Source organism: Photobacterium rosenbergii, from assembly GCF_003026455.1.
GTDB lineage: Bacteria > Pseudomonadota > Gammaproteobacteria > Enterobacterales > Vibrionaceae > Photobacterium > Photobacterium rosenbergii.
On sequence record NZ_PYMB01000002.1, the window covers coordinates 105,605 to 128,127 of the forward strand.

General features: G+C 48.4%; 24 protein-coding genes. 14 read left to right on the forward strand and 10 right to left on the reverse strand.

Translation table 11 applies throughout. The features are described from left to right. Positions 1-11: 11 nt before the first annotated feature. The 7 genes from C9J01_RS07465 (at position 12) to uhpC (ending at position 8,744) form a co-directional block, all read left to right on the forward strand. Positions 12-1,694, forward strand: a complete 1,683-nt coding sequence (locus C9J01_RS07465; RefSeq protein ID WP_107297526.1) for a L,D-transpeptidase family protein — start codon at positions 12-14, stop codon at positions 1,692-1,694. Between the two features lie 174 nt (positions 1,695-1,868). Next, on the forward strand, positions 1,869-2,423 hold the full coding sequence (gene mepK / locus C9J01_RS07470; RefSeq protein ID WP_107297527.1) for a peptidoglycan L,D-endopeptidase MepK: 555 nt from the start codon (positions 1,869-1,871) through the stop codon (positions 2,421-2,423). A 183-nt stretch (positions 2,424-2,606) separates the two neighbouring features. Continuing rightward, positions 2,607-3,260: an MBL fold metallo-hydrolase gene (locus C9J01_RS07475; protein WP_107297528.1), complete on the forward strand. Its 654-nt coding sequence runs from the start codon at positions 2,607-2,609 to the stop codon at positions 3,258-3,260. 386 nt (positions 3,261-3,646) lie between these two features. After that, positions 3,647-5,047, forward strand: coding sequence for a hexose-6-phosphate:phosphate antiporter (uhpT, locus tag C9J01_RS07480; protein WP_107297529.1), 1,401 nt, complete (start codon positions 3,647-3,649; stop codon positions 5,045-5,047). A 173-nt stretch (positions 5,048-5,220) separates the two neighbouring features. After that, a complete protein-coding gene (gene uhpA / locus C9J01_RS07485) occupies positions 5,221-5,829 on the forward strand; it encodes a response regulator transcription factor UhpA (RefSeq protein ID WP_107297530.1) in 609 nt (202 codons plus the stop codon). Beyond that, on the forward strand, positions 5,829-7,355 hold the full coding sequence (gene uhpB, locus C9J01_RS07490; protein ID WP_107297531.1) for a signal transduction histidine-protein kinase/phosphatase UhpB: 1,527 nt from the start codon (positions 5,829-5,831) through the stop codon (positions 7,353-7,355). The genes uhpA and uhpB overlap by 1 nt, the downstream gene beginning before the upstream one ends. A 60-nt stretch (positions 7,356-7,415) precedes the next feature. Continuing rightward, positions 7,416-8,744 (forward strand): MFS transporter, encoded by a 1,329-nt coding sequence (uhpC, locus tag C9J01_RS07495; RefSeq protein ID WP_107297532.1) that lies wholly within the window; start codon positions 7,416-7,418, stop codon positions 8,742-8,744. A 22-nt stretch (positions 8,745-8,766) separates the two neighbouring features. On the opposite strand, the gene C9J01_RS07500 is transcribed toward uhpC, so the two are convergent. After that, entirely contained in the window at positions 8,767-9,468 is a 702-nt protein-coding gene (locus C9J01_RS07500; protein ID WP_237156902.1) for a DUF2982 domain-containing protein, read from the reverse strand. 372 nt (positions 9,469-9,840) lie between these two features. Here C9J01_RS07500 and C9J01_RS07505 point away from each other — a divergent pair, with 372 nt between their 5' ends. Both C9J01_RS07505 and C9J01_RS07510 read left to right on the forward strand, forming a co-directional pair. Then, positions 9,841-10,251 (forward strand): MarR family transcriptional regulator, encoded by a 411-nt coding sequence (locus C9J01_RS07505; RefSeq protein ID WP_107297533.1) that lies wholly within the window; start codon positions 9,841-9,843, stop codon positions 10,249-10,251. 309 nt (positions 10,252-10,560) lie between these two features. Beyond that, entirely contained in the window at positions 10,561-10,866 is a 306-nt protein-coding gene (locus C9J01_RS07510) for a hypothetical protein (RefSeq protein WP_107297534.1), read from the forward strand. 80 nt (positions 10,867-10,946) lie between these two features. Here the strand turns inward: C9J01_RS07510 and C9J01_RS07515 are convergent, their stop codons facing one another. Further along, positions 10,947-12,137, reverse strand: a complete 1,191-nt coding sequence (locus C9J01_RS07515) for an amino acid aminotransferase (RefSeq protein ID WP_107297535.1) — start codon at positions 12,135-12,137, stop codon at positions 10,947-10,949. Between the two features lie 541 nt (positions 12,138-12,678). Between C9J01_RS07515 and C9J01_RS07520 the strand changes: the two genes are divergently transcribed. Then, on the forward strand, positions 12,679-14,025 hold the full coding sequence (locus tag C9J01_RS07520) for an MFS transporter (RefSeq protein WP_107297536.1): 1,347 nt from the start codon (positions 12,679-12,681) through the stop codon (positions 14,023-14,025). An 81-nt stretch (positions 14,026-14,106) separates the two neighbouring features. Here C9J01_RS07520 and C9J01_RS07525 read toward each other — a convergent pair whose 3' ends face one another. Continuing rightward, positions 14,107-14,856, reverse strand: coding sequence for an enoyl-CoA hydratase-related protein (locus C9J01_RS07525; RefSeq protein WP_107297537.1), 750 nt, complete (start codon positions 14,854-14,856; stop codon positions 14,107-14,109). A 154-nt stretch (positions 14,857-15,010) separates the two neighbouring features. On the opposite strand from C9J01_RS07525, the gene C9J01_RS07530 reads away from it, so the two are divergent. The 3 genes from C9J01_RS07530 (at position 15,011) to thiE (ending at position 16,735) form a co-directional block, all read left to right on the forward strand. Then, entirely contained in the window at positions 15,011-15,199 is a 189-nt protein-coding gene (locus C9J01_RS07530; protein WP_107297538.1) for a hypothetical protein, read from the forward strand. A 107-nt stretch (positions 15,200-15,306) separates the two neighbouring features. Beyond that, a complete protein-coding gene (thiM, locus tag C9J01_RS07535) occupies positions 15,307-16,104 on the forward strand; it encodes a hydroxyethylthiazole kinase (protein ID WP_107297940.1) in 798 nt (265 codons plus the stop codon). A 10-nt stretch (positions 16,105-16,114) separates the two neighbouring features. Further along, a complete protein-coding gene (gene thiE, locus C9J01_RS07540) occupies positions 16,115-16,735 on the forward strand; it encodes a thiamine phosphate synthase (RefSeq protein ID WP_107297539.1) in 621 nt (206 codons plus the stop codon). Here the strand turns inward: thiE and C9J01_RS07545 are convergent. Continuing rightward, positions 16,732-16,950 carry a VF530 family protein gene (locus tag C9J01_RS07545; protein WP_039464239.1) on the reverse strand — a complete coding sequence of 73 codons (219 nt, stop codon included), beginning with the start codon at positions 16,948-16,950 and terminating at the stop codon, positions 16,732-16,734. The genes thiE and C9J01_RS07545 overlap by 4 nt on opposite strands. A 183-nt stretch (positions 16,951-17,133) precedes the next feature. Here C9J01_RS07545 and C9J01_RS07550 point away from each other — a divergent pair, with 183 nt between their 5' ends. Beyond that, positions 17,134-17,604 carry a YehS family protein gene (locus tag C9J01_RS07550; protein WP_107297941.1) on the forward strand — a complete coding sequence of 157 codons (471 nt, stop codon included), beginning with the start codon at positions 17,134-17,136 and terminating at the stop codon, positions 17,602-17,604. A 51-nt stretch (positions 17,605-17,655) separates the two neighbouring features. On the opposite strand, the gene C9J01_RS07555 is transcribed toward C9J01_RS07550, so the two are convergent. From C9J01_RS07555 to C9J01_RS07580, 6 genes are all read right to left on the reverse strand, one after another. Further along, entirely contained in the window at positions 17,656-18,234 is a 579-nt protein-coding gene (locus C9J01_RS07555; protein ID WP_107297540.1) for a hypothetical protein, read from the reverse strand. A gap of 136 nt (positions 18,235-18,370) precedes the next feature. Beyond that, on the reverse strand, positions 18,371-18,889 hold the full coding sequence (locus C9J01_RS07560; protein ID WP_158264505.1) for a DUF2937 family protein: 519 nt from the start codon (positions 18,887-18,889) through the stop codon (positions 18,371-18,373). A 256-nt stretch (positions 18,890-19,145) separates the two neighbouring features. Beyond that, a complete protein-coding gene (gene asnS, locus C9J01_RS07565) occupies positions 19,146-20,546 on the reverse strand; it encodes an asparagine--tRNA ligase (protein ID WP_107297542.1) in 1,401 nt (466 codons plus the stop codon). 104 nt (positions 20,547-20,650) lie between these two features. Next, positions 20,651-20,785: a hypothetical protein gene (locus tag C9J01_RS30000; protein WP_272898711.1), complete on the reverse strand. Its 135-nt coding sequence runs from the start codon at positions 20,783-20,785 to the stop codon at positions 20,651-20,653. Positions 20,786-20,881: 96 nt separating this feature from the next. Next, positions 20,882-21,466: a GNAT family N-acetyltransferase gene (locus C9J01_RS07575; RefSeq protein ID WP_107297942.1), complete on the reverse strand. Its 585-nt coding sequence runs from the start codon at positions 21,464-21,466 to the stop codon at positions 20,882-20,884. Between the two features lie 111 nt (positions 21,467-21,577). Next, positions 21,578-22,414 (reverse strand): helix-turn-helix domain-containing protein, encoded by an 837-nt coding sequence (locus tag C9J01_RS07580; protein WP_107297543.1) that lies wholly within the window; start codon positions 22,412-22,414, stop codon positions 21,578-21,580. Between the last annotated feature and the right edge of the window lie 109 nt (positions 22,415-22,523).

The window sequence follows — 22,523 nt, forward strand, 5'->3', positions numbered from 1 at the left end:
GTCAGTTGGTAATGTTAAAGCTCAGTCGTCTGGGGCTTGTCCTGATGTGTGTCTTCTCTCAGGTGAACCATGCCGAAGAAGAAACCTGGCCGGTACAGCCTTTATCTGCACGCGATCAACTGGAGCAACAGTTTTCGGATGATATCCTGCAGCAAAAGAAAGCCCGTCAATGGGTTCATGAAGTCGCCAATGACATAGCGGCCATTCGCTATGTGGATGAGTTGGCGGATCTATACCAGAGTATTGGCTTTGTTCCGCTGTGGCAGGATACCTTCACTGCCAGTGATTTCGAGCAGCAGTTACGCATGGTGGTGCTGTCGAATGTCAGTAGTGATTTTAACCGCCGCTATTCTCTTCTCAAGCATTACAAACAAGCAAACGACTGGCGCCAATATGATTTGCTGGCGACTGATACCTTGTTTGCCTACATGAGTTATGTCGAAGGGATCCCAACCTACGGTAAAGGCTGGTTGTTTGGTGCCGGGGTTGATCCTCAGTTGCCAATGCCCTCCGAGGCGACCCTTTCAAGGCTGTATAACGCGATAGACACTGAGCGTTTGCGCTTCTACGTCAACAGCCTCAAACCCGATGATGAAAACTATACTCGGCTGTTGTTGGCGATTGATGCACTCGAGCCCGCAGCCAGTGATAGTTGGCCGGGTTTCTACCAACCTGGGATCATCCGGCTTGGTACCAGGCTGAGAGACCCAGATGCTTTGATCTCCATTCTGGAGCAACTTGGTGATCTGCGGGATTTCGAAGCAGATCAGATCCGTGCAGCGGGAGTGCGTACCTACAATATCGACCTCGCTAACGCGGTGAAAAGCTTCCAGCGCCGTCATGGCTTGAAGGAAGATGGGGTGATCGGCCCACAAACCCGGCAATGGCTGGCGATCTCTCCCCAGTCACGTATTCGGGTCCTGGCCCTCAATGCGCAGCGAACCCGGCTATGGCCATCTGACGCCTCATCACTGTTGGTAGTCAATATTCCAAATTACGAACTCAGCCTATGGCTCAATGATCGCCATGTGCTCGACAGTAAAGTCATTGTCGGTCGGCCAAGTCGCCGGACCCCTTTGATGACTACCAATGTCTCGTCTGTAGTGTTCAATCCATATTGGAATGTGCCGATGTCGATCATGCGCAAGGATATTCTGCCCAAAGCGCGGAGGGATAGGGGATACCTGCATCGCAATGGTTTTGCGGTGATTAGAAGTTGGCAAAGTTCGGAGCAGATCCCCATTCACACTATCGACTGGCGTATTGTCAATGCTAAGCAATTCCCTTATCGCTTGCGGCAGAAACCCGGTCGGAAAAATGCCTTGGGCCTGTATAAATTCAATATGCCTAACGACCAAGCAATCTACCTACATGACACTCCAGCCAAGAGCTTGTTTGCCAAAGAGAGCCGGGCATTTAGCTCGGGCTGCGTCAGGGTTGAGCAGGCTGATAACCTGGCGATGATACTCCTCAACCATTCGGGGGTCTCTGAGCAGCGGGTCAACCAACTTAAGGCACGTACGAAAACCAAGACAGTCGGCTTGTCAAATAAGGTCAAGGTCCAGGTGATTTACCAGACCGCATGGGTCGATAACGAGGGCTTGGTAAACTACCGCAATGATGTTTACGACTATGACAAGTTTGTCGCCATGTCGCAAAACCAAGAATTATTTACATCTCTTTACACTGAATAAAATGCTTTCACGTCAATAATTAGGCGACCTTTGGTTAAAAGGTCGCCAGTTTTTTGTCATTTCAACGTTTGACTGAACAATATCTGAACGTTATCTTGCTCCTCCATTAAGGGAGCCCGGTTGGGGTTGCGTTACTGTGCCTGGAGTAGGCCTGAAGTTAGTTGTTGTTGAGTTATGTCTGAAATTGATTACAAGCGTCGCCAGCTTCTGGCTGCTGGTGGGGTTGCGCTTGGGGCATGCTTACTGCCGAGTTGGGTAGTAGCAAGTCCGTATAAAGCAGGGAGTGCTCGCCAGATCTCGTTGCACAATATCCATACTAGTGAAAACCTTGAAAGCGAGTATTTCAATGGCAAGCTGTATGTGAAAGAAGAACTGCAGAAAATTAACCATATCTGCCGTGATTTCAGACGCAATGAAGTTGCCCATATGGATCGCCGTTTGTTCGATGCGATCACCGAGATCCAAGCAGGACTAGGCCATAAAGGCCAAGTACGTATTATCTCAGGCTACCGTTCGCCAGCGACCAACAAAGCGCTACAGAAGAATGGCGGAGTCGCGACAAAGAGCTATCATATGAAAGGTCAGGCGATTGACTTCAACCTAGAAGGTGTCTCTCTGTCACGAATTCGCAATGCCGCACTTGAACTTCGCCTAGGTGGTGTAGGATATTACCCGCGTAGCGGATTCGTGCATATTGATACGGGCCCTGTGCGTCGCTGGAACGGCTAATCGCTCTGTAGCGAGCGCTTATACAAACCGAATAATTACAAAGCCGACACTTCCTCCCTCTCTTGGTAGTTGTCGGCTTTGCTGTCTCTGCCCTTAGCCTTTTGCTCCCTTCGTCTTCCCACTGTTGTTGCCCTGCTGTTTTTGCTATCCTGCGGCAAGAACTGAAATCGCTAGGAATTATCAATGAGTCTTCAATTTGAAATTGTGCCGGTCACTCCGTTTCAGCAAAACTGCTCAATCATCTGGTGTGATGAAACCAAGGAAGCCGCAATGGTTGATCCGGGAGGTGATATTCACCTTCTGAAAGAAAAAGCGCAGCAATTGGGACTGACAGTGACCAAGCTGATCTTGACCCATGGCCATTTAGACCATGTCGGTGGTACTGAACCGTTGGCAAAAGAGTTGGGTATTCCAGTGGTTGGACCGCACAAGGAAGATGCCTTCTGGCTTCAAGGCCTGCCTCGCCAGAGTGAGATGTTCGGCTTCCCGATGACTGAAGCATTCGATCCAGACCAGTGGCTGGAAGAAGGTGATACGGTAACCGTGGGCAACCAGACGCTGTCTGTCTTGCATACCCCTGGCCATACACCGGGCCATGTGGTGCTATTTAGCAAAGACGCTAACGTAGCGTTTGTTGGTGATGTACTGTTCAAAGGCGGTATCGGCCGTACTGATTTCCCGAAAGGGGATTACCAGACTTTGATTGATTCCATCAAAGGCAAGCTGTGGCCACTTGGCAATGAAGTGACCTTTATCCCTGGCCATGGTCCGATTTCGACCTTTGGCAGCGAGCGTGTATCCAACCCGTTCGTTGCTGACGAGATGTCGCTTTACTAAGCTTTCTCAGTTACTTCTTCAAGGTGCTGGCTTAAGGTACTGTATTCCCAGCCCAGGTTATTCTGGGCTGTTTGCTTTCTGTCCCACAAGAGTTCTTTTTTTCCTTGGAATTTTTGTGACTACTTTCACGTTTCTTCCTCACTTTGGCTGGAATTAGGAAATATTCCTAACTTTCCTAAGTCCGTTTCTCAAGCCACTTTTTCTTTGTCTCCCTAAAATGCCTGGCAATGGTCTTCTTGCACTGTTGCTTATCTGGCGAGTAGGGGCTGTTGAAGCTTTATGGCTAAGTCGTTATTGAAGTTTCAACAGGCCCTATTCGGCAGAAAGAAGAACAGACCTTGCAGCTTTGCCTGCATATAACGTCGAAAAAGTATTGAGGGTGACACATGCTTAAACTTCTTGACCAGGTCAGAAAGCCAACCTTGGATCTGCCTGTAGAAGAGCGCCGTAAAATGTGGTTCAAGCCATTTATGCAATCTTACTTGGTTGTATTTATTGGCTATATGGCCATGTATCTGATCCGTAAAAACTTCAATGTTGCTCAGAACGACATGATCTCTACCTATGGTTTGTCGATGACAGATCTGGGTCTGATCGGTCTGGGTTTCTCCATTACCTACGGTATTGGTAAAACCGTTGTTTCATATTATGCCGATGGAAAGAATACCAAACAGTTTCTTCCTTTCATGTTGATTCTTTCCGGTATTGCGATGTTGGGCTTCAGCGCCAGTATGGGTGGCTCAAGTACCAGCCTGTTCATGATGGTGGCTTTCTATGCCATGAGCGGCTTTTTCCAGAGTACCGGTGGCCCATCAAGTTATTCGACCATCACCAAGTGGACCCCGCGTAACAAGCGTGGTACTTACCTAGGCTTGTGGAACATGTCCCACAACGTTGGTGGTGCCGGTGCGGCCGGTGTTGCCCTGTTTGGTGCCAACTACCTGTTCGACGGCCACGTGATCGGTATGTTCATCTTCCCGTCAATCATCGCATTGGTAGTAGGCTTCTTGGGTTTGCGCTTCGGTAGTGATTCGCCGGAAGCTTATGGCCTGGGTAAAGCTGAAGAGCTATTTGGTGAAGAGATCAGCGAAGAAGATATCAGCGCTGAAGAAAACCAGATGACCAAGCGTGAAATCTTCATGGAATATGTACTGAAGAATAAGATCATTTGGCTACTGTGTTTTGCCAATATCTTCTTGTACATCGTCCGTATCGGTATCGACCAGTGGTCAACGGTATATGCTTACCAAGAGCTTGGTCTGTCGAAAGAAACTGCGATCTCTGGTTTCACCCTGTTCGAAGTGGGTGCGCTAGTGGGTACGCTGATGTGGGGTTACCTATCAGACTTGGCAAACGGTCGCCGTGCATTGGTTGCTTGTGTGTCTTTGGTACTGATCATCTTCAGCCTTGAGTTCTACCAGCATGCTACCAATGAGTACATGTATCTGGGTTCACTGTTCGTGTTGGGCTTCCTGGTATTCGGTCCCCAACTTCTTATCGGTGTGGCGGCAGTTGGCTTCGTACCGAAGAAAGCCATCAGTGTTGCCGATGGTATCAAAGGTACCTTTGCTTACCTGATTGGTGATAGCTTCGCGAAATTGGGTCTAGGTATGATTGCCGATGGTACGCCAATCTTTGGCCTGACTGGCTGGAAAGGCACCTTTGCTGCGCTAGATACCTCTGCAGCGGTATGTATTGTGTTACTAGTCTTCGTTGCCATTGCGGAAGAGAAGAAAATCCGCCGCGAGAAGCGAATGCAGAAGCAGCTTGAGCTAGAAACGGCTTAATTCGGTTTCACGAGATGCTTTTAATGAAAACTGCCCACGGGCAGTTTTTTTATATCTGTAGGATATAAGTAATCAGTTGCATCCTTACTATTTTTGATTAATTACATTTCAGCCTTGTCTCGACTGGGCTGAACAGGTAGTTTATGCCTCTTTTTCGCCTTGGGGGACAAAAAATGATCAACGTTGCTTTGGTTGATGACCATATCATTGTGCGGTCTGGGTTTGCGCAGCTATTGATGTTGGAAGAAGACATCAATGTGGTGGGTGAATTCGGCTCGGCCAAAGATGCCCGCCAAGGCCTACCGGGTTGCCAGGCTAATGTCTGTATTCTTGATATCTCAATGCCAGATGAAAGTGGGTTGTCATTATTGGCGGATTTGCCAGAAGGGATAGCCTGTATCATGCTCAGCGTCCATGATAGCCCATCAGTGGTCGAAAAAGCGTTAGAAGTTGGCGCGAGGGGGTATCTGAGTAAACGCTGTAGCCCCGACGAACTCGTACAGGCAGTGAGGACTGCTGCGGCTGGTGGCTGCTATCTGACGCCGGATATTGCCATCAAGTTGGCGACAACCTCGAAAACGGCCCCATCAGTTTCTCAATTGACTAAGCGTGAACGTCAGGTCGGTGAGCTGCTGGCTACCGGCTTGGATGTCAAAGCGGTCGCCACTGAGCTTGGCCTCAGCCACAAGACTATTCACGTCCACCGCGCTAATGCGATGGACAAGCTGGGTGCCAAGAATAACGTTGAGCTTGCCAAGCATTTCGATACTGAGGTGTTGTAGTGCGCAACTTCGCCCTGACTACTTTGGGCGGGTGGCTGCTTATCACCTGTGCATGGTTTTGCCTTTGGGCCATCGCTTCCTATTTTACCCTCGACCCCGAGTTGGCCGTATTCCTGTTCCCTTTCGCCTTGCGAATGGGGATTGCTTTGCATTGCCCGAAAAAATATTGGGGTGCAGTGTATGGTGCCGAATGGGGGCTGATGCTGGCATTGGCACCGCAGGTAGGAAACCCGTTATGGGGGGCCGCATTGTGTGCCAGTGTCGCGAGTGTACCACTGCTGTGGTTCGCCCATGGTCAGTATTACGGCTCTCAACTCCGTCGCCTGTGTGTGATGGGAGCTGTGATAGGTTTAGCGGCGGTACTCAATGTCGCGATTTCCGGTTGGTTTAGTGAACATAGCTGGATGGTATTGCTGGTGAGTGTGACCGGTGGTTTGATGCTGGTCCCCAGTTGTTACTTGATCTGGAGCTACCTGTTCCAACAAGCTTGGATCCCCCTGACCGTGGATTTGGTATCCCGCCCGGTTGCTTTAAGGGTCCGGCACATCTTTTTATATGCTGGGTTGTTTGTCGCCAGCATCGTGCTACAACTTGGCCTGCCGGATGAAATGCGCCGTTTTGCCCCTTTCTGTTTGGCTATTCCGATCATTTTATTGGCATTCCGTTATGGCTGGCAGGGGGCCTTGCTAGGCACATTGCTCAACAGTGTGGCACTCATCGCTGCCCGCAGCACAGGTAGTAATCTGGAAGTGACAGACTTATTGCTGTCGCTGTCAGCACAGAGCTTGACCGGTATTTTGCTGGGGATGGGGATCCAGCGCCAGCGTGAACTCAACCAGCAGTTACGGTTGCAGCTCAACCGCAACCACAGCCTTTCCCGTCAGTTGGTCAAGGCCGAAGAGTCAGTACGTCGGGAAGTCGCCCGCGAACTGCATGATGAAATCGGCCAGAACATTACCGCAATCCGTACTCAGGCATCCATTATCCAAAGGGTCGAAACAACCCCAGTGGGTGCAAATTGCGCTGGGATGATTGAAAACCTGTCGTTGAATATCTATGACACCACCAAAGGTTTGCTAAGCCAGCTGCGGCCCAAATCCCTCGATGATATGGGGCTCGCTGACTCGCTTGAGCAATTGATTAGAGACTTGGAATGTGAGGCACAGGGTATCGATGCGACGATCACGTGGCATTGCCATGGGCAGCAGCCGGAAATGCTGAGTGATACCCTGAGCGTGACTTTGTATCGCCTTTGCCAGGAAGCGATGAACAATGTGGTCAAGTATGCGCGTGCCAGCCAGCTTGAGCTGACCTTTGTGCTTGGCACCGATACGGTGTCTTTAACCGTTCAGGACAATGGGCGTGGTTTCAGTGTTGATCAGGTGATGCAGATGTCTTCAAAAGGTTTTGGTCTTCAGGGAATGCGTGAACGAGTAGAGGCGCTTGGTGGCGAGATCCAGGTGGAAAGCCATACCTCTGGGTCGCAAACCGGAACCCGTATTGCTATTCAGTTGCCCGTGCTTTGATGAAGCACGGCTTCGCTGCTTAAAATAGATTGAAGTGAGAGTGTATTTGTGGAATCACCGATGTTAGGGGGGGTAAAAACGCCACCTGAACCAGAGGCTAAGTGCCAACCTGACAATGTCGATGCGCGCTATCGCTATTGGCGTTTGCATATCATGCTGACCATGTATGTGGGTTATGCGGTGTTCTACTTTACACGTAAAAACTTCAACTATGCCATGCCGACCATGCTGGTCGATCTTGGCTTGGACAAGTCTGATATCGGCATGATGGGGACGCTGTTCTACATCACCTATGGGGCCTCTAAGTTCCTTTCTGGGGTGATATCTGACCGCTCCAACCCGCGCTATTTCATGGGTATTGGCCTGATGGCAACCGGTGTGGTGAACATCATGTTCGGTTTTGCCGATTCACTGTGGTGGTTGATGACATTATGGGTCTGTAATGCTTGGTTCCAGGGGTGGGGATGGCCACCTTGCTCGAAGCTGATGACCACATGGTATTCCCGTTCGGAGCGTGGTTTTTGGTGGTCGATATGGAATACGGCCCATAATGTTGGCGGGGCCATGATCCCACTGCTGGTGGGTTACTTGACGTTGCACTATAGCTGGCGACTGGGCTTTATTGTACCGGGTGCCATCGCTGTGGTGATTGGTGCCATGCTGTGCTGGCGGCTTCGTGATAAGCCGAATACCCTTGGTTTGCCCACTGTCGGTGAGTGGCGCCAAGACAGGCTTGAACTGACTCATGAGCGTGAGGGGTTTGGCCTTAGCTCACGGGAGATCTTGCGTAAGTATGTCCTTAGCAACAAGTATATATGGCTGCTGGCCTTCAGCTATGTGCTGGTATACGTAGTACGGACTGCCATTAACGACTGGGGTAACCTGTACCTCAGTGAGCAGCAGGGCTATGGCTTGATCCAGGCCAACATGGCATTGTCATTGTTTGAAATCGGTGGCTTTGTTGGCTCGCTGGTTGCTGGCTGGGGATCTGACCGTTTGTTTGGCGGCAACCGGGGGCCGATGAATGTTATTTTTGCGATTGGGATCTTCCTGTCGGTGGCCGCGCTTTGGCTGATGCCGGTGAAGAATTTCGCATTGCTGTCAGGGTGTTTTTTCTCCGTGGGCTTTTTTGTCTTCGGCCCACAAATGCTCATTGGTATGGCTGCAGCAGAGTGCTCGCATAAAGATTCAGTAGGGGCTGCTACGGGTTTTGTCGGCTTATTTGCTTACATGGGGGCGGCGTTGGCTGGCTACCCGTTGGCATTGGTGATGGAATACTTCCATTGGACGGGCTTTTTCGTGGTGATTTCTATTGCGGCCGGGGTGATAGGTTTGTTGTTGATGCCATTTCTTAAAGCCCAGTCGGCATCGGATGCGGCGGTAGCTTAACTTCAAATTTGCTTAGCATAAGTTAGCTTGCCGCGAGGTAGCGCCTTGCCAAACCGGCAAAATCGGCAGCAGGGCGGTCGAGGAAGTCTTCCGAGATAAAAAAGTCGTAACCGATAAGTTCACGGTTATAGTGCATCCGGTTGGCAAGCATGGCTTGAAGCCCCTTGAGTGTATGACCTGTCATTGTGGTGTAGTGGTGATCGTCAAACATAATGTCTTCGATTTCATATGGCGGATTGTCGATGCCTTTGTGAGCCATGATAAGCAGGATCCGCTGATCGATGAGGAGCTTGGTAGCGACTCGTGGGCAAATTGAGTCAATGAACTCCTCGTAGTCTTTAAGCCTTACCCCAACCCAAGGCACGGGTTGGTGCCAGCCATCTTTGGCAATACTGGCTTGGGCGATGCTGTCGATATTTTTCCACCGCGCTAACCATCCCCCGTAATGGCTGTGAAATTGGATATGCATGAAGGTTAGGGTGAACGACAGTTCGGGGCCCTGGGAGTACTTATAGCCAACCAACATCATGATACAAGCACCAATCAATAAGATGGCGACAACTGGCGGGGCAACTGTGGGGAAAATTACGCCGATAAATGTAGCAACGACGAAGCCGGCAATCCCTGCAATAAACAGGTTCGCTTGGTAGGGGGTGATGCCGGTGGTGATATACCTAGTCTTTAAACTGTCACTCATTGCCATTACCGAGCTGGTTTTGATCATCTTAAGTATCGTTGAAATGGCAAAAACGATCACTCAAGAAGTGAAATTATCATGGCTTATGCATCTTTAATTGCATATGTGGATTTATCCAGATGTTTGGCGAAGATGGAGAAAAATCCCTGCAAAATTCCCTAACATCTTTTTATTTCAAGCTTTTTTCTGCCAGTTGGAAATAGTCAAAAATGAGAGGTAGTCGCTTATTTTTGAGTAAAATCATCTTTTGTTGAGGATGAAATAACCGTTCGCTGGCATTTCTCTGACATCCTTGGTATAACACGCGCTTACTTTTTCCCGCTGGAAGTATCAGCCTGTTCTGTTTTCAGGTTGATGAATGGTGGTGACTGAAAGTAGTGCAACGGAGTAGGAAATTTAATGAGAATCTCTCACAAACGTAAAGTTCAGCTGAAACTACAAAAACGCCTTAAGGGCATGGTAGTTGAAGCAAAACCAGCAGCAGTGAAAGCTGTTGTGAAAAAAGCACCAACTGCAGAAACAGTAAAAGCTGCTCCAGCGGCGAAACCTGTTGTTGAAGAGCAGAAGCCAGTAGAAGCGGCAGCCCCGGTTGCTGTAAAAGTGTCTTTGACTCCAAAACAGCAGCAAGTGCTGGATATTGTTGTTAAGAACGCAGAAGGTATCAATCCGAAAGGCATTGGTCTTGAAGCAGGCCAGGAAGACACCAAAGCGGCTTCTTGGGCGACTGGTGCGCTGAAAAAACTGACCGAAGAAGGTTTGGTTGAGCGCATCCAACTGGCGGGCAACAAGGTGCTTTACAAAGCACTTTAATTCCTCTGCTACGGAGCACACTGTGTGATGCAGAGTGATCCGAGCCGGCTTTGGAATTACAGCCAGGCCCGTTCCTGATGCTATCAGGGGCGGGTATTACCTCCCTTTTAAATCAATCCGACATTTCTTCTAAACAACGCTATTCTGCAACGTTTGTAATACTGTCTCAAAAATGCGTTATTTTGTATCTCAATGATAAACGTGTTGCATTCTCCTGTCGTTATGTCTCATCTCTGCTATAACTTATTATAAATAGACACCTATCAGTAACGTCTTGGTTTTCAAGATGTGTTATGCGGAGGCGAGTTTATGACAATGATAAGTGCTAGGGAGTTCTCCGACTGGTTGCGCGTTCGATTCGCTAACGAAGACCAAGGCGTGAGTTTAACTAGGGACGACATAAACCAGTTGACAGGACGTCAGAGCTTTTCGCTAGGATTTGTAAACGACATCCATTATGAACTCATGCAGCATGGTATGGCATTTGTCACTGATACATCACGAGAGACTTTCTATTTGATCCCTGTGACGAACAAACCTTGGCGCGAGCAGTTGGAACATCAATACGAAAGAGAGTTGTTCTGTAACGTGCTACCTCTAGACAAGTCTGGCTAACTATCAAAGCAGATATACGTTACAAAAAAACGGGCGCAGTGCGCCCGTTTTTAGTTTATCTGTTGTCATTGAGCAAAGGTTTATAGAACCGCTGCAATGCCTTTACATAGAGGCTGCATATTTGCTTTGGTCATACCCGCAACGCTGATACGGCCAGAGCCAACAATGTAGATACCGAATTCTTCTTTCAGGCGGTTAACCTGCTCTTTGCTCAGGCCAGAGAACGAGAACATACCGTTCTGGCGCTCGATAAAGCTGAAGTCAGCTTCTACACCCAGATCTTTTAGTGTCTGCACAAACAGAGTACGCATTTCCTGAATGCGGTCACGCATATCGGCGACTTCGATTTCCCATTCGGCACGAAGGGCTGCATCGTTCAGGATTTCAGTCACAATCGCTGCACCGTGTGCTGGTGGGTTTGAGTAGATCACGCGGGCAATGCTTTTCACTTGGCTGAATGCGGTTGTTGCTTCTGCATTATCTTTGGCGACAAGTGTAAATGCACCGACACGCTCGTTATACAGACCAAAGTTTTTCGAGAATGAGCTGGCGATAAGAAGTTCTTCACAAAGGTCAGCAAAAATGCGTAGGCCTTGGGCATCTTCTTCAACACCTTTGGCAAAGCCCTGATAGGCAAAGTCAAACATCGGCAGCAGTTGCTTTTCTTTACATAGATCAGCAAGTTGTTGCCACTGTGGTGCTTGAGGGTCAATACCGGTTGGGTTATGGCAGCAGCCATGTAGAAGTACGACATCACCTGGGGCTGCATTAGCTAGGTCCGCAAGCGCTGCGTCAAAGTCCATGTCTTTGCTCTGCGCATCGTAGTAGCTGTACTGGACGGTTTCAAGGCCAGCTGCGGTGAACACACCATTGTGGTTCGCCCAAGTCGGGTTGCTGATCCACACTTTTACATCACCAAGCTGGCGCTTGATAAACTCGGCCGCCAAACGTAATGCACCTGTACCGCCAGGGGCCTGTGCCGTCTGGGCGCGTTTTGAAGAGATGATTGGAGAGTCGTTGCCAAACAGCAGTTGCTGAACAGCTAGGCCGTATTCTGCCGTGCCAGGAATACTTAGGTAAGACTTGGTGGTTTCTTTTTCTAGCAAAATCGCTTCCGCTTTTTTTACTGTTGCTAGAACAGGGGTATTCCCTGATTCGTCTTTGTAGATACCGACACCAAGGTTAATTTTCTCTGGGCGGGTATCTTTTTTAAACTCTTCAGTTAAACCAAGAATTGGGTCGGCGGGTGCAGCAGAAATTTTCTCAAACATTGTCAATCATCCATGCTGGTAATGGTAAAGGGTCAATATGTTCTTTATACCTTTTATCACCGGGCATTGACAAGAAATTGTAACATCTTGGCCAAATAAAATATGACAGCAACGAAATGTTATTAGTTTTCACTAACATTTGCACAAAGCGTTCAAACTTTCATCATTATCGGCTGCAAGAAAATTACAACAAAAATCATGAATATGCCGATGTTTTGTGCGTCAAATCTCACCATTTTTGTATAAATTTCATCTAAAAACGTAATTAAATTATAAAGCCAGTATGTAAGTGTAACTGTATGTGAAACTGGTCACAGTTGGTAGGGGTGGGGTTGTCATAGCATTGCGTCCCGATGGAAATCGGTCAAATGTGATGATCTTGGTCTGAATTTACGATGTAAACATGGAAAAATCCTGTCTTCACTTCGAATAGCTCAGAAACATACTAAATAACATAAATATGATCATCAGCTTTGTCCGAATGTTGTAAATCTGCTGCAGTATCAATGTGTTTGCAGCAGGCATTATCGGGGAACACTCAATGGAAAAGCCACGCCTTACGTTTTGGCAGATATGGAATATGAGCTTCGGCTTCATGGGGATTCAATTTGGTTTTGGCTTGCAAAATGCCAACGTTAGCCGAATTTTTGAAACCTTGGGGGCAAGCATTGATCAAATCCCTATTCTTTGGATTGCAGCACCACTAACTGGCCTGTTGGTACAGCCTATTATCGGTTATTTCAGTGACCGTACCTGGACGGTATTAGGCCGTCGTAGACCTTATTTCCTCTGTGGAGCTATCGCTTCTTCCTTGGCGTTGATTATCATGCCTTATTCGCCATATTTGTGGGTAGCTGCCGGTATGCTGTGGATCCTAGATGCTTCTATCAACATTTCGATGGAGCCATTCCGGGCATTGGTGGCTGACAACCTGCCGTCGGAGCAGCGTACCCAAGGTTTTGCAGTGCAGACTTTCTTCATCGGTGTGGGGTCGGTAGTTGCTTCGGCAATGCCATACTTGCTGAGTAATGTGTTCGATGTTGCTAACACCGCACCATCAGGTGAAGTTCCGCCATCGGTTAAAATTTCTTTCCTTTGCGGGGCTCTGGTGTTTGTGGCCTCTATTCTTTGGACAGTGCTACGTACTAAAGAATACTCCCCGCAGGAGTTGGCAGCTTTCCATAATGAGGCGCCTGAACAAGAAGAAGAGAAAGCCAGCCTAAAAGCAATTTTTGCGGATATTAAGGCGATGCCAAAGACAATGATGCAATTGGCGGTGGTGCAATTCTTCTCTTGGTTTGCTTTGTTTGCAATGTGGATTTACACCACATCGGCAGTGACGTCACAAATTTTCGGTACCACGGATACTAGCTCTGCATTGTATAACGAAGGGGCGGACTGGGTAGGCCTATGCTTCGCAGCATATAATGGTATCTCAGCGTTAGCCGCGTTCGCCCTACCATGGTTGGCACAGCGTACTAGCCGTAAGTTTGTCCATTGTCTGTCACTGGTTATCGGTGGCCTTAGCTTGATGTCTATCTCGCTTATCCAAAACCCGGCCATGCTGATGGTAAGCATGGTGGGAATTGGTTTGGCATGGGCAAGTATCCTATGTATGCCTTACGCGATTTTGGCGGGCGCATTGCCGGCTAAAAAGATGGGCTTTTACATGGGCGTCTTTAATTTCTTTATCGTATTGCCGCAAATCCTAGCTGCAGGGATCTTGGGGTTTTTCACCCGATGGGCATTCGATGGCAACACCATGATGGCGATTGTTCTGGGTGGCGCCTCGATGATTTTCGCCGGTCTTGTGGTTTGTATTGTCAAAGATGAAGATGAACCCAACAAGGCAGAATTGGGCAGCCAAGCTGAAGTAGTTACTGTCTAAACCTTCCTATACAGGCCAGTGCTTCACTGGCCTGTATTATCTAAATTCGGTACGATTCCCTCAATTGCCAACCGCCTCAAGTTAACTAAATTTTGCAGGGCGCTTTTCCAAAAAGGCACTGACGGCTTCTTTGGCCTCGTCACTTCTGATCCGTTTAATTAGCTCTACGTTTTCGGTTTCAATGGTTTTAAGCAGCCGTTCTTTATCCTGCTGGCTGAGCATACGTTTACTGATCCGCATAGCCCTAGGAGGAAGTTGGCCGATTTGTTCAGCGCATTGGACAGCCAAGTCATCTGGGGTATCGCTGATCTGGTTGATGAAACCAAGAGCGAGCGCCTCATCGGCGGTCATTGGCGCACCGAGCAATAACATTTCTTTGGCTTTTCTCAGGCCGATGATTTTTGTGAACTCCGTGCTTGATGCCATCTCCGGGCATAGCCCTAAATGGACAAACGGCGTCTTGAACACGGCTGTTGGTGAGCAATAAACCACATCGACAAACTGCAGCATAGTAGTACCAATGCCAACCGCTGGGCCTGAAACCGACGCGACGATGGGTATTTCACACTCAACCAATGACTTCATGAAGCGTTCGCCATGAAAATCAGCCATACCCTGCGAGATAGCCACGAAATCTTGCATGTCATTACCGCCACAAAATATTTCTGGCAGGCCGCGTAAGACGATTACCCGTGTTTCCGGTGACTGATTCGCTTGAGTAATGGTATCAGCGAGGGTGTGGTACATGGCTTGGTTAAGGGCATTTTTGGCATCAGGTCGGGTGAGTTGGATATCAAGAATCGATCCATTGTGGGTAATGCGGATGTCCATGTCAGCTTTCCTTAAGTGGTAGGATGAGTTGTTTTTATCTATTAATCATGGACAAAGATAAAGTGGATGACAAAAAATGCGTGAAAAGTGAGATCTCCCCCCACCATTTTTCACCAAAGCTATAGTTACTCGCAGAAGAAAAAAGGGGGTATCTATGATTCATTTCAGGTGGGTAATGATTAGTGGGTTGCTTGTTCTGATGCTGGGAGGCTGTCAGTCCACGGATGAGGGATATGATTGGTCGCCGGGAGATGACATTCAGACCAATGCCAGCGGAGAGGTTGTGGTGCCTGATGCGATTGTCTTGCCAGAGGAAGATATTGAGGCAATTAACAAATTATAATTGTGTTTGTGTTGTATCAAGCCCAATGCCGGTGGCAACTTAGGTATAATCTATCGGTTTAAGAACATCGAATAAGGAATGCAGCCTTGAATACCGACACTGAGAACTTGATTCAGCATGTGTGTGATGCCCTGGCGAAGGTGCGTGAGAGCAAACCTTTGGTTGTTAATGTCACTAACTACGTTGTGATGAACAATACAGCAAACGCACTGCTTGCTGTGGGTGCATCACCAATCATGGCACATAGCCGTGAAGAAATGGCAGAGATGATGGGCTTTGCCGGAGCCTTGGTGATCAACATCGGTACGCTGGATAGCCAGTGGTTGCCGCGTATGATCTATGCGGTGGAGCAAGCTAATGCCAATGGCAAACCTGTTGTCCTTGATCCGGTCGGTTGCGGTGCAAGCCAGTTACGTACTGACGCATCCCGTCAACTGGCCAAACTGGCAGATAACTTGATCATCCGTGGCAATGCGTCGGAAATTATCGCACTGGCTGGTGAGTCTGCACAGAGTAAAGGTGTCGATGCGCTTGATAGCAGCGATGCGGCGGTGAATGCCGCTAAAGCCTTGGCTGAAAGCCATAACTGTACTGTCGTGATTTCCGGAGCCACAGATTATGTTGTCAGCACAGATGGTGTGGTTGCACTGGATAACGGCCACGAAATGATGCCTTTCGTTACAGGCATGGGGTGCTCACATACGGCATTGACCGGTGCGTTTGCTGCCGTTGGCTCCAATGAAGTTAGTGCGGGTATCTCGTCAACAGCAATTCTTGGTGTTGCCGGTGAAATCGCTGCAGCTAAGTCGGCAGGGCCGGGTAGTTTGCAGATGAACTTGTTGGATGCTATCTATCAGCTTGATGAAGATACGTTGAAGACCCGCCTAAAGATTAGCGTGCGATAAGGGGAAAGCCATGTACGATTACCGACTGTACTTGGTGACCGATGAGTATCAGGATATTGAGCAACTGGAGTTTGTGATCCGCGAGGCGATAGCCGGAGGGGTCACCATGGTTCAACTGCGTGAAAAGCATGGTGATATCCGGGCTTTTATCCAGCGGGCGGAAGCCATCAAGCCAATGTTGCAAGAGGCGGGGATCCCGTTGATCATCAATGATCGGGTTGATGTTGCCCTGGCTGTGGATGCTGACGGCGTTCACCTCGGCCAGTCAGATATGCCGGCGGACGTAGCCCGCCGCTTGATTGGCGATGATAAAATCTTGGGACTATCGGTAGAAAATGAACAGCAGCTTGAGGCTGCCCAGTCGCTGCCATTGGATTACCTTGGCTTGAGTGCGATATTTCCCACAACGACCAAAACCGATACCGTTTATGCATGGGGTTTGGAAGGCCTTGCAAAAGCGTCTGCATTTAGCCAGTTGCCGTTAGTCGCAATTGGTGGGATTAACGAGAGTAATATCAGAGCGGTGGTTGAAGCGGGCGCAGACGGTATCGCACTGGTATCTGCGATATGCCATGCTGACTCACCGAAAGACGCGAGCCAGCAGTTATTGGCGCTAATCGGCGGCAATTAAAGGAAGAAGGTGTCGAGATACAATTGCTCGACTTCTTTGCGTGCCCATTCGGTGCGGCGCAAGAACTTCAGGCTTGATTTGATGCTTGGGTCATTGTTGAAACAACGGACTTTGACAATTTGACCCAGCTCTTCCCAACCGTAATGGTCGACTAGCTCCTCGAGGATCCTTTGCAGGGTAAGGCCATGTAATGGGTTATTCGGTTGGTGGTCCATAATGTCTACTTCATTGTGTAATCTGGGGTGGCACTATACCAGCTTGGATTGCGTGAATGAATCTTCGACGTCGAATATCTGTTAGACTACGCATCCCAGCCCCCTCTAAGCAGTATTATGTTGTGGGGGGACCATACCGCAGCAAGCCATATTGGCAAGACTGCATTGATTTTAGGATTTACTGTGCTCAATAACGATATCTTGCGACGCCTTCGCTATACCTTTGATTTTAATGACTCAGCGATGATCAATATTTTTGCTGCTGCTGAGCATGAAGTGACGCGTGAGCAAGTTAGTGATTGGCTAAAAAAAGAGGATGATCCTGCATTTACTAAATGTACGGACCGCGAGCTAGCGATCTTCCTTAATGGCTTAATCAATGAAAAACGTGGCAAGAAAGAAGGGCCACAGCCTGAGCCAGAAGCTCGCTTAACCAACAACATGATATTCATGAAGCTACGCATTGCCCTGAATTACAAAGCGGAAGATATTTTGGAAATCATGAAGAGTGTTGATTTCAACATGAGCAAGCACGAGCTAAGTGCGTTTTTCAGAAAGCCTGACAACAAGCACTACCGCGAGTGTAAAGATCAGATCCTGCGCAACTTCCTGCTAGGGGTGCAATACAAATTCCGCCCGGAAGCAACAGAATAGCCCTGAACTTTAACACGAAAAAAAGGCTGCCCATGGGCAGCCTTTGTTGTTTTACCCAGCAATCTCATCTAGGTTGATTTCTCCCTCATGCTGGTTGAGCAACATCTTCTGGATGTTAAACCCACACAGCATCAAGATCAGGCACCAGTTCAAAAACGGCAGTGTGCCTTTTTCCATACTTTCGGCGAGCTGGGCTGGTTTCCATTGGAAAGCCTCACACAAACTGTCGATGGTGATACCGGTAAAGGTATTGTCACCGATGACTCGTTTGAACTCTTTTTCAGTCGGCATTTCAAAGGCTGTTTTGTTCTTGAACGCAGTTGGCTTGAACGCGCGCATGACTTTTCTTGCATCGACCTCAAGCGGCTGGCCGTTATTCTGGATGTTAGGGCGACCCGCCAAGGCGCAGAGGAAGCACCAGCAAGGGTAGGGGATATCTGAAATATTCTCAGGTTCACGCTTGTAGCGGGACATCCAATCAGAGAGTTTTTTCTCTTGCAGACCCGTTAATTTTGCAAGGGCTGCACCATCGTAGCCATACTCTTTGAGCAGGTTGATAATTTCAGCCACTTCGGAAACGAAGGGTTTTTTCCATTGGTTTGCCGGGGCTAGGGTGACATCTCTGATCATAATGGACTCATAAAGATTAGGGAGGCTTGAGAGGCTCAAGCAGATGGGCATAAGCTTATTCGAAGCTATAAGGGAAGTCTATCTAGCAAAGGCAGCAAGCTATTTTTGCCCTAGCAGTTGTATTAAATCTCACCAGCTAGCTTGTTGAAGGAACAGGGCCGACAGCTTTTTTGTGTTGGCGGCGAAATACAACAAAAGGTAAATAGAGCACCAGATTAAGCCCCAATGCCACCACAACACAGAACGCAATGCTGCTGACATCGAGTGGAATCCCGGGCGTGAAATGGACAAGTACCCGTTGAAGCTCATTGAATCTTGCCGGGTTAAACATATACAGGGTCTTATCGACGAGGTGGCCGTTGGCCAGTATTGCCATGCCTTGCTCCAGCGTGCCATGTTGCCGCAGTACTTTGAGCTTTTGTTCGGCATCGACCCGAACCACAGGGTTGTCTTCCTGAAGTAGCGAGGAAACCATACTTTCGGCACTGTCAAAGCCATGCTGTTGGGCATTGCTACGGTAGGCCTCAACTTGTTGGGTGGCCGCATCGTAAAACCCAGACAGGTACTGCAGATAGTGATCGGCCAGCATAGGGATTTGCAGGGTAGCAATCAACAGCCCACCGAAGACAAGCCTATCTAAAATCCGCTTTATCATATTACCTCCCGACAGCAAGTCACTGAATTCCATCTATATAACAATATATAGCGCATTGCCAAGGAGATATGTCCTAGCGAGGTCAAAAGTGCAGGTACGAAGCCAAGCTGGTATAGCCGGTTCAAAATTAGAAGGTAATGGGAATAAGGGGGGAGGGGAAAGCGAGTTGGAAATATCTATTGGGATGAGTGCCATAAAAAAACAGGACGAGCATAGCTCGTCCTGTGGGTATTTATCAGTGCTCTTCTAATCGAAATTAGAAGTTTGCAGAGCGTGGTGCACGTGGGAACGGGATCACGTCTCGGATGTTAGCCATACCTGTTACGTAAGTCACTAGACGCTCGAAGCCTAGACCGAAGCCTGAATGTGGTACTGTGCCGTAGCGGCGCAGGTCGCGGTACCAGCTCATGTGCTCAGGATCGATGTTCATCTCAACCATGCGCTTGTCCAGTAGCTCTAGGCGCTCTTCACGCTGGGAACCACCGATGATCTCACCGATACCTGGTGCTAGTACGTCCATCGCAGCAACAGTCTTGCCGTCGTCGTTCATACGCATGTAGAAAGCTTTGATGTCTTTCGGGTAGTTCTTAACAACAACCGGTGCTTTGAAGTGCTCTTCTGCTAGGTAGCGCTCGTGCTCAGAAGACATGTCGATGCCCCACTCAACGTCGAACTCGAAGTCACGGCCAGAATCTTTTAGGATCTGGATAGCATCGGTGTAGTCAACCTGTGCAAAGTCAGAGTTAACAAACTGCTCTAGACGCGTAATTGCATCTTTGTTGATACGCTGGGCAAAGAACTCAAGGTCGTCACGACGTTCTTCCAGTACCGCTTTGAACACGTACTTCAGCATGTCTTCAGCAAGCTTGGCAACATCGTCAAGCTCAGCGAATGCAACTTCAGGCTCAACCATCCAGAATTCCGCTAGGTGGCGGCTGGTGTTTGAGTTCTCGGCACGGAAAGTCGGGCCGAAAGTGTACACTTTGCTAAGGGCACAAGCGTAGGCTTCTGCGTTTAGCTGACCAGATACAGTTAGGAACGTTTCTTTGCCGAAGAAGTCTTTATCGAAATCGACTTCGCCAGCGTCTGTCATTGGTGTGTTCACCAAATCAAGCGTTGAAACGCGGAACATTTCACCAGCACCTTCAGCATCAGATGCAGTGATCAGTGGCGCAGACATCCAGAAGAAGCCTTGCTCGTGGTAGAAACGGTGGATAGCTTGAGATAGGCAGTTACGAACACGGGCTACTGCACCAATTACGTTGGTGCGTGGACGAAGGTGCGCGACTTCACGAAGGTACTCGATAGAGTGGCGAGTTTTCGCCATTGGGTAAGTGTCAGCATCTTCAACCCAACCAACAACTTTAACTTCAGTCGCTGCTAGTTCGAAATCCTGACCTTTCGCTGGTGATTCAACAATCTTACCAGTAACCTCAACAGAGCAACCAGTTGTCAGCTTAAGTACTTCTTCCTGGTAATTATTCAACTCATTAGGGACCACGGCCTGAATCGGGTCGAAACAAGAGCCGTCGTAAATGGCAAGGAAAGAGATTCCAGCTTTGGAATCACGACGTGAACGGATCCAGCCGCGAACAGTGACTTCACTGTCAACCGCTAGCTTACCGCTAAGTACGTCTGTTACAGGCGCGTAAGTCATGTGTAAATTATTCTCCGTTAAGGCACTTTATTTGTGTATTGCCAGGGTAGATTGCCCCAAATACACAGTCCAAGGAGACCATATTACCTTTCTTACGTTTAGCATCAACCCTTGTTATTGCCTGAAAGGGTAAATTGATGCAGTAATCGCTCTAATTGTTCTGCCAAGTGTTCAAGATTTACACTAATTTCTTTCGATGCCTGGGCATGGGTAGCGGTATCGTCTGCATGTTGGGTCATGATCCCGACTTTCGAACGGATACCACCCGCCAGTGAGGCCTGACTGGCGCTTTGATTGGCAAAGAGGCCTGTGGTAGCTGACCTCTTGATGTTTATTTACCGTTGAGCGTCATACTGTGCGGCGGTGAGGCCGTAGTAGACTTTGTCATCGAAGCCTTGTTCGAGTTTGTAATAGTCTTTCTGTCGGCCTTCAAGCTGATAGCCACATTTTTCCATTGCTCGGTATGAGCCAATGTTGGCACCGTAGCAATCAGCACTGATTTTGTGTGCACCTAGTTCTTTGAAGCCTAAGTCTGTCATCAATTGGCAAGCTTGAGTGCCGATACCCTGTCCCCATGCATGAGCAGGAAGTTGGTAGCCTACTTCATAGTTTCCTTGGCAGAACATCACCTGGGTAATGGCTGTCATGCCCATGTAACGGTCATGTTGGTCCCGGATGACAAACGTTGGATTATCAGGCCAGACACCGTTACTTATTGCTTCTTGGGTATTCTCAATAATTGGGCCGAAGAAGCCTTGGTATACACTTTCGTCGGCCGGTGCAAAGAACAGGTATTGAGTCACTCTGTCGTCACCGAGCATGGTGATGATGTCGCTTAAATCTGATGGCTGAATTAGGCGAATTGTCAGAGTGCTATGGAATGCGATAGCGTCGCCTTGTTTCAATGCCGAATATGGCACTGGATGTGTCGCTGAATTAGTCATAGTTACCTCGTTATCTGGCATCTATATTAGCGAAGGAACTTTATGAGCGATTGGACTTTTGCGACAAAATATAAAGAAGGCCGTGATTTATTCAAAGTCGCCATAAACGTCGATGGTCAGGTCCCGGTTCTGCAGGTAATTGGCAGGGGTACGCTTGAGCTGCTGTTTGAGCTGCCTGATCAAATGGGATTGGTCGCTAAAACCAAATTGCTGGGAAAATGCTGACCAATCAATGTCTTCATCTTGTTTATAGAGAGCAAGGATCATTAGCTCCAACTTGATCATCAATTGGTACTTTTTGATACTTAGTCCAGTGACCTGACGAAAACTGCGTTCCAGCGTGCGTCTCGAGCAGGCACATAAATCGGCCAGTTGATTGATATCGATGTTGTCCGCCGAAGATTCAGATTGATTGGCTTCCATCGCCGCTATGACTTTCTGTGCGGTGGTGAAGGTTTTATTTATTTGGCTCGAAAAGCATAGGCTTTCAACGTGTTGTTGAATAAAGCTAATAAGGTTTTGTTTCGAGTTGCACTGCCATATTTGCTGCTGGAATTGTCTATCGAAAAGCGGCGTGAGCCAGTCAAACCAGTCACACTGGTTGACTAATGCGTCATTGGACTTGTTAAGCAGGTAAAGCCCTTCTGGACGGAAAGTGATACCAATTCGCTTAAGCGGGGCGGTGTCTCTCAGGGTCAGTATCCGGTCGCTGGCAGTCAGCAAGTGACTCCCTTTGCCCGACAATTGGTCGCTGCCACTTTGATAACAATAAGCTTGCTCTGGCGGGGTAAACAACAAGTGTGCCCTAGGGTTGGGAATAAGCTGTGGTAGTTGTTCGATGGTGTCGCCGTTTTCCACCTCAAGATACCAGACCTGATGAATGAGCCATTCAAAACCATCAAGAGGGTTTTTCCACGTGATCATCTTTACTACCTGATTAGCGATAAATCTCTTTGCTGAATAGTTATTTTAATTTAATCGGGATGAAATGTGTTGTCGGTTTATATAGCGAAAGCCTAGGTCATGTTGAAAT

Bases quoted from the DNA above. Each gene is read 5' to 3' on its own strand.
- C9J01_RS07580 (WP_107297543.1), bottom strand. From the start codon at position 22,414: ATGATCACGTGGAAAAACCCTCTTGATGGTTTTGAATGGCTCATTCAT.
- C9J01_RS07545 (WP_039464239.1), bottom strand. From the start codon at position 16,950: ATGGACCACCAACCGAATAACCCATTACATGGCCTTACCCTGCAAAGG.
- C9J01_RS07520 (WP_107297536.1), top strand. From the start codon at position 12,679: ATGGAAAAGCCACGCCTTACGTTTTGGCAGATATGGAATATGAGCTTC.
- C9J01_RS07515 (WP_107297535.1), bottom strand. From the start codon at position 12,137: ATGTTTGAGAAAATTTCTGCTGCACCCGCCGACCCAATTCTTGGTTTA.
- C9J01_RS07555 (WP_107297540.1), bottom strand. From the start codon at position 18,234: ATGATCAGAGATGTCACCCTAGCCCCGGCAAACCAATGGAAAAAACCC.
- C9J01_RS07465 (WP_107297526.1), top strand. From the start codon at position 12: ATGTTAAAGCTCAGTCGTCTGGGGCTTGTCCTGATGTGTGTCTTCTCT.
- C9J01_RS07500 (WP_237156902.1), bottom strand. From the start codon at position 9,468: ATGATCAAAACCAGCTCGGTAATGGCAATGAGTGACAGTTTAAAGACT.
- C9J01_RS07475 (WP_107297528.1), top strand. From the start codon at position 2,607: ATGAGTCTTCAATTTGAAATTGTGCCGGTCACTCCGTTTCAGCAAAAC.
- C9J01_RS07530 (WP_107297538.1), top strand. From the start codon at position 15,011: ATGATTCATTTCAGGTGGGTAATGATTAGTGGGTTGCTTGTTCTGATG.
- C9J01_RS30000 (WP_272898711.1), bottom strand. From the start codon at position 20,785: ATGACCCAACATGCAGACGATACCGCTACCCATGCCCAGGCATCGAAA.
- mepK (WP_107297527.1), top strand. From the start codon at position 1,869: ATGTCTGAAATTGATTACAAGCGTCGCCAGCTTCTGGCTGCTGGTGGG.
- C9J01_RS07560 (WP_158264505.1), bottom strand. From the start codon at position 18,889: ATGATAAAGCGGATTTTAGATAGGCTTGTCTTCGGTGGGCTGTTGATT.
- C9J01_RS07505 (WP_107297533.1), top strand. From the start codon at position 9,841: ATGAGAATCTCTCACAAACGTAAAGTTCAGCTGAAACTACAAAAACGC.
- uhpT (WP_107297529.1), top strand. From the start codon at position 3,647: ATGCTTAAACTTCTTGACCAGGTCAGAAAGCCAACCTTGGATCTGCCT.
- C9J01_RS07525 (WP_107297537.1), bottom strand. From the start codon at position 14,856: ATGGACATCCGCATTACCCACAATGGATCGATTCTTGATATCCAACTC.
- C9J01_RS07510 (WP_107297534.1), top strand. From the start codon at position 10,561: ATGACAATGATAAGTGCTAGGGAGTTCTCCGACTGGTTGCGCGTTCGA.
- uhpA (WP_107297530.1), top strand. From the start codon at position 5,221: ATGATCAACGTTGCTTTGGTTGATGACCATATCATTGTGCGGTCTGGG.
- thiE (WP_107297539.1), top strand. From the start codon at position 16,115: ATGTACGATTACCGACTGTACTTGGTGACCGATGAGTATCAGGATATT.
- uhpC (WP_107297532.1), top strand. From the start codon at position 7,416: ATGTTAGGGGGGGTAAAAACGCCACCTGAACCAGAGGCTAAGTGCCAA.
- asnS (WP_107297542.1), bottom strand. From the start codon at position 20,546: ATGACTTACGCGCCTGTAACAGACGTACTTAGCGGTAAGCTAGCGGTT.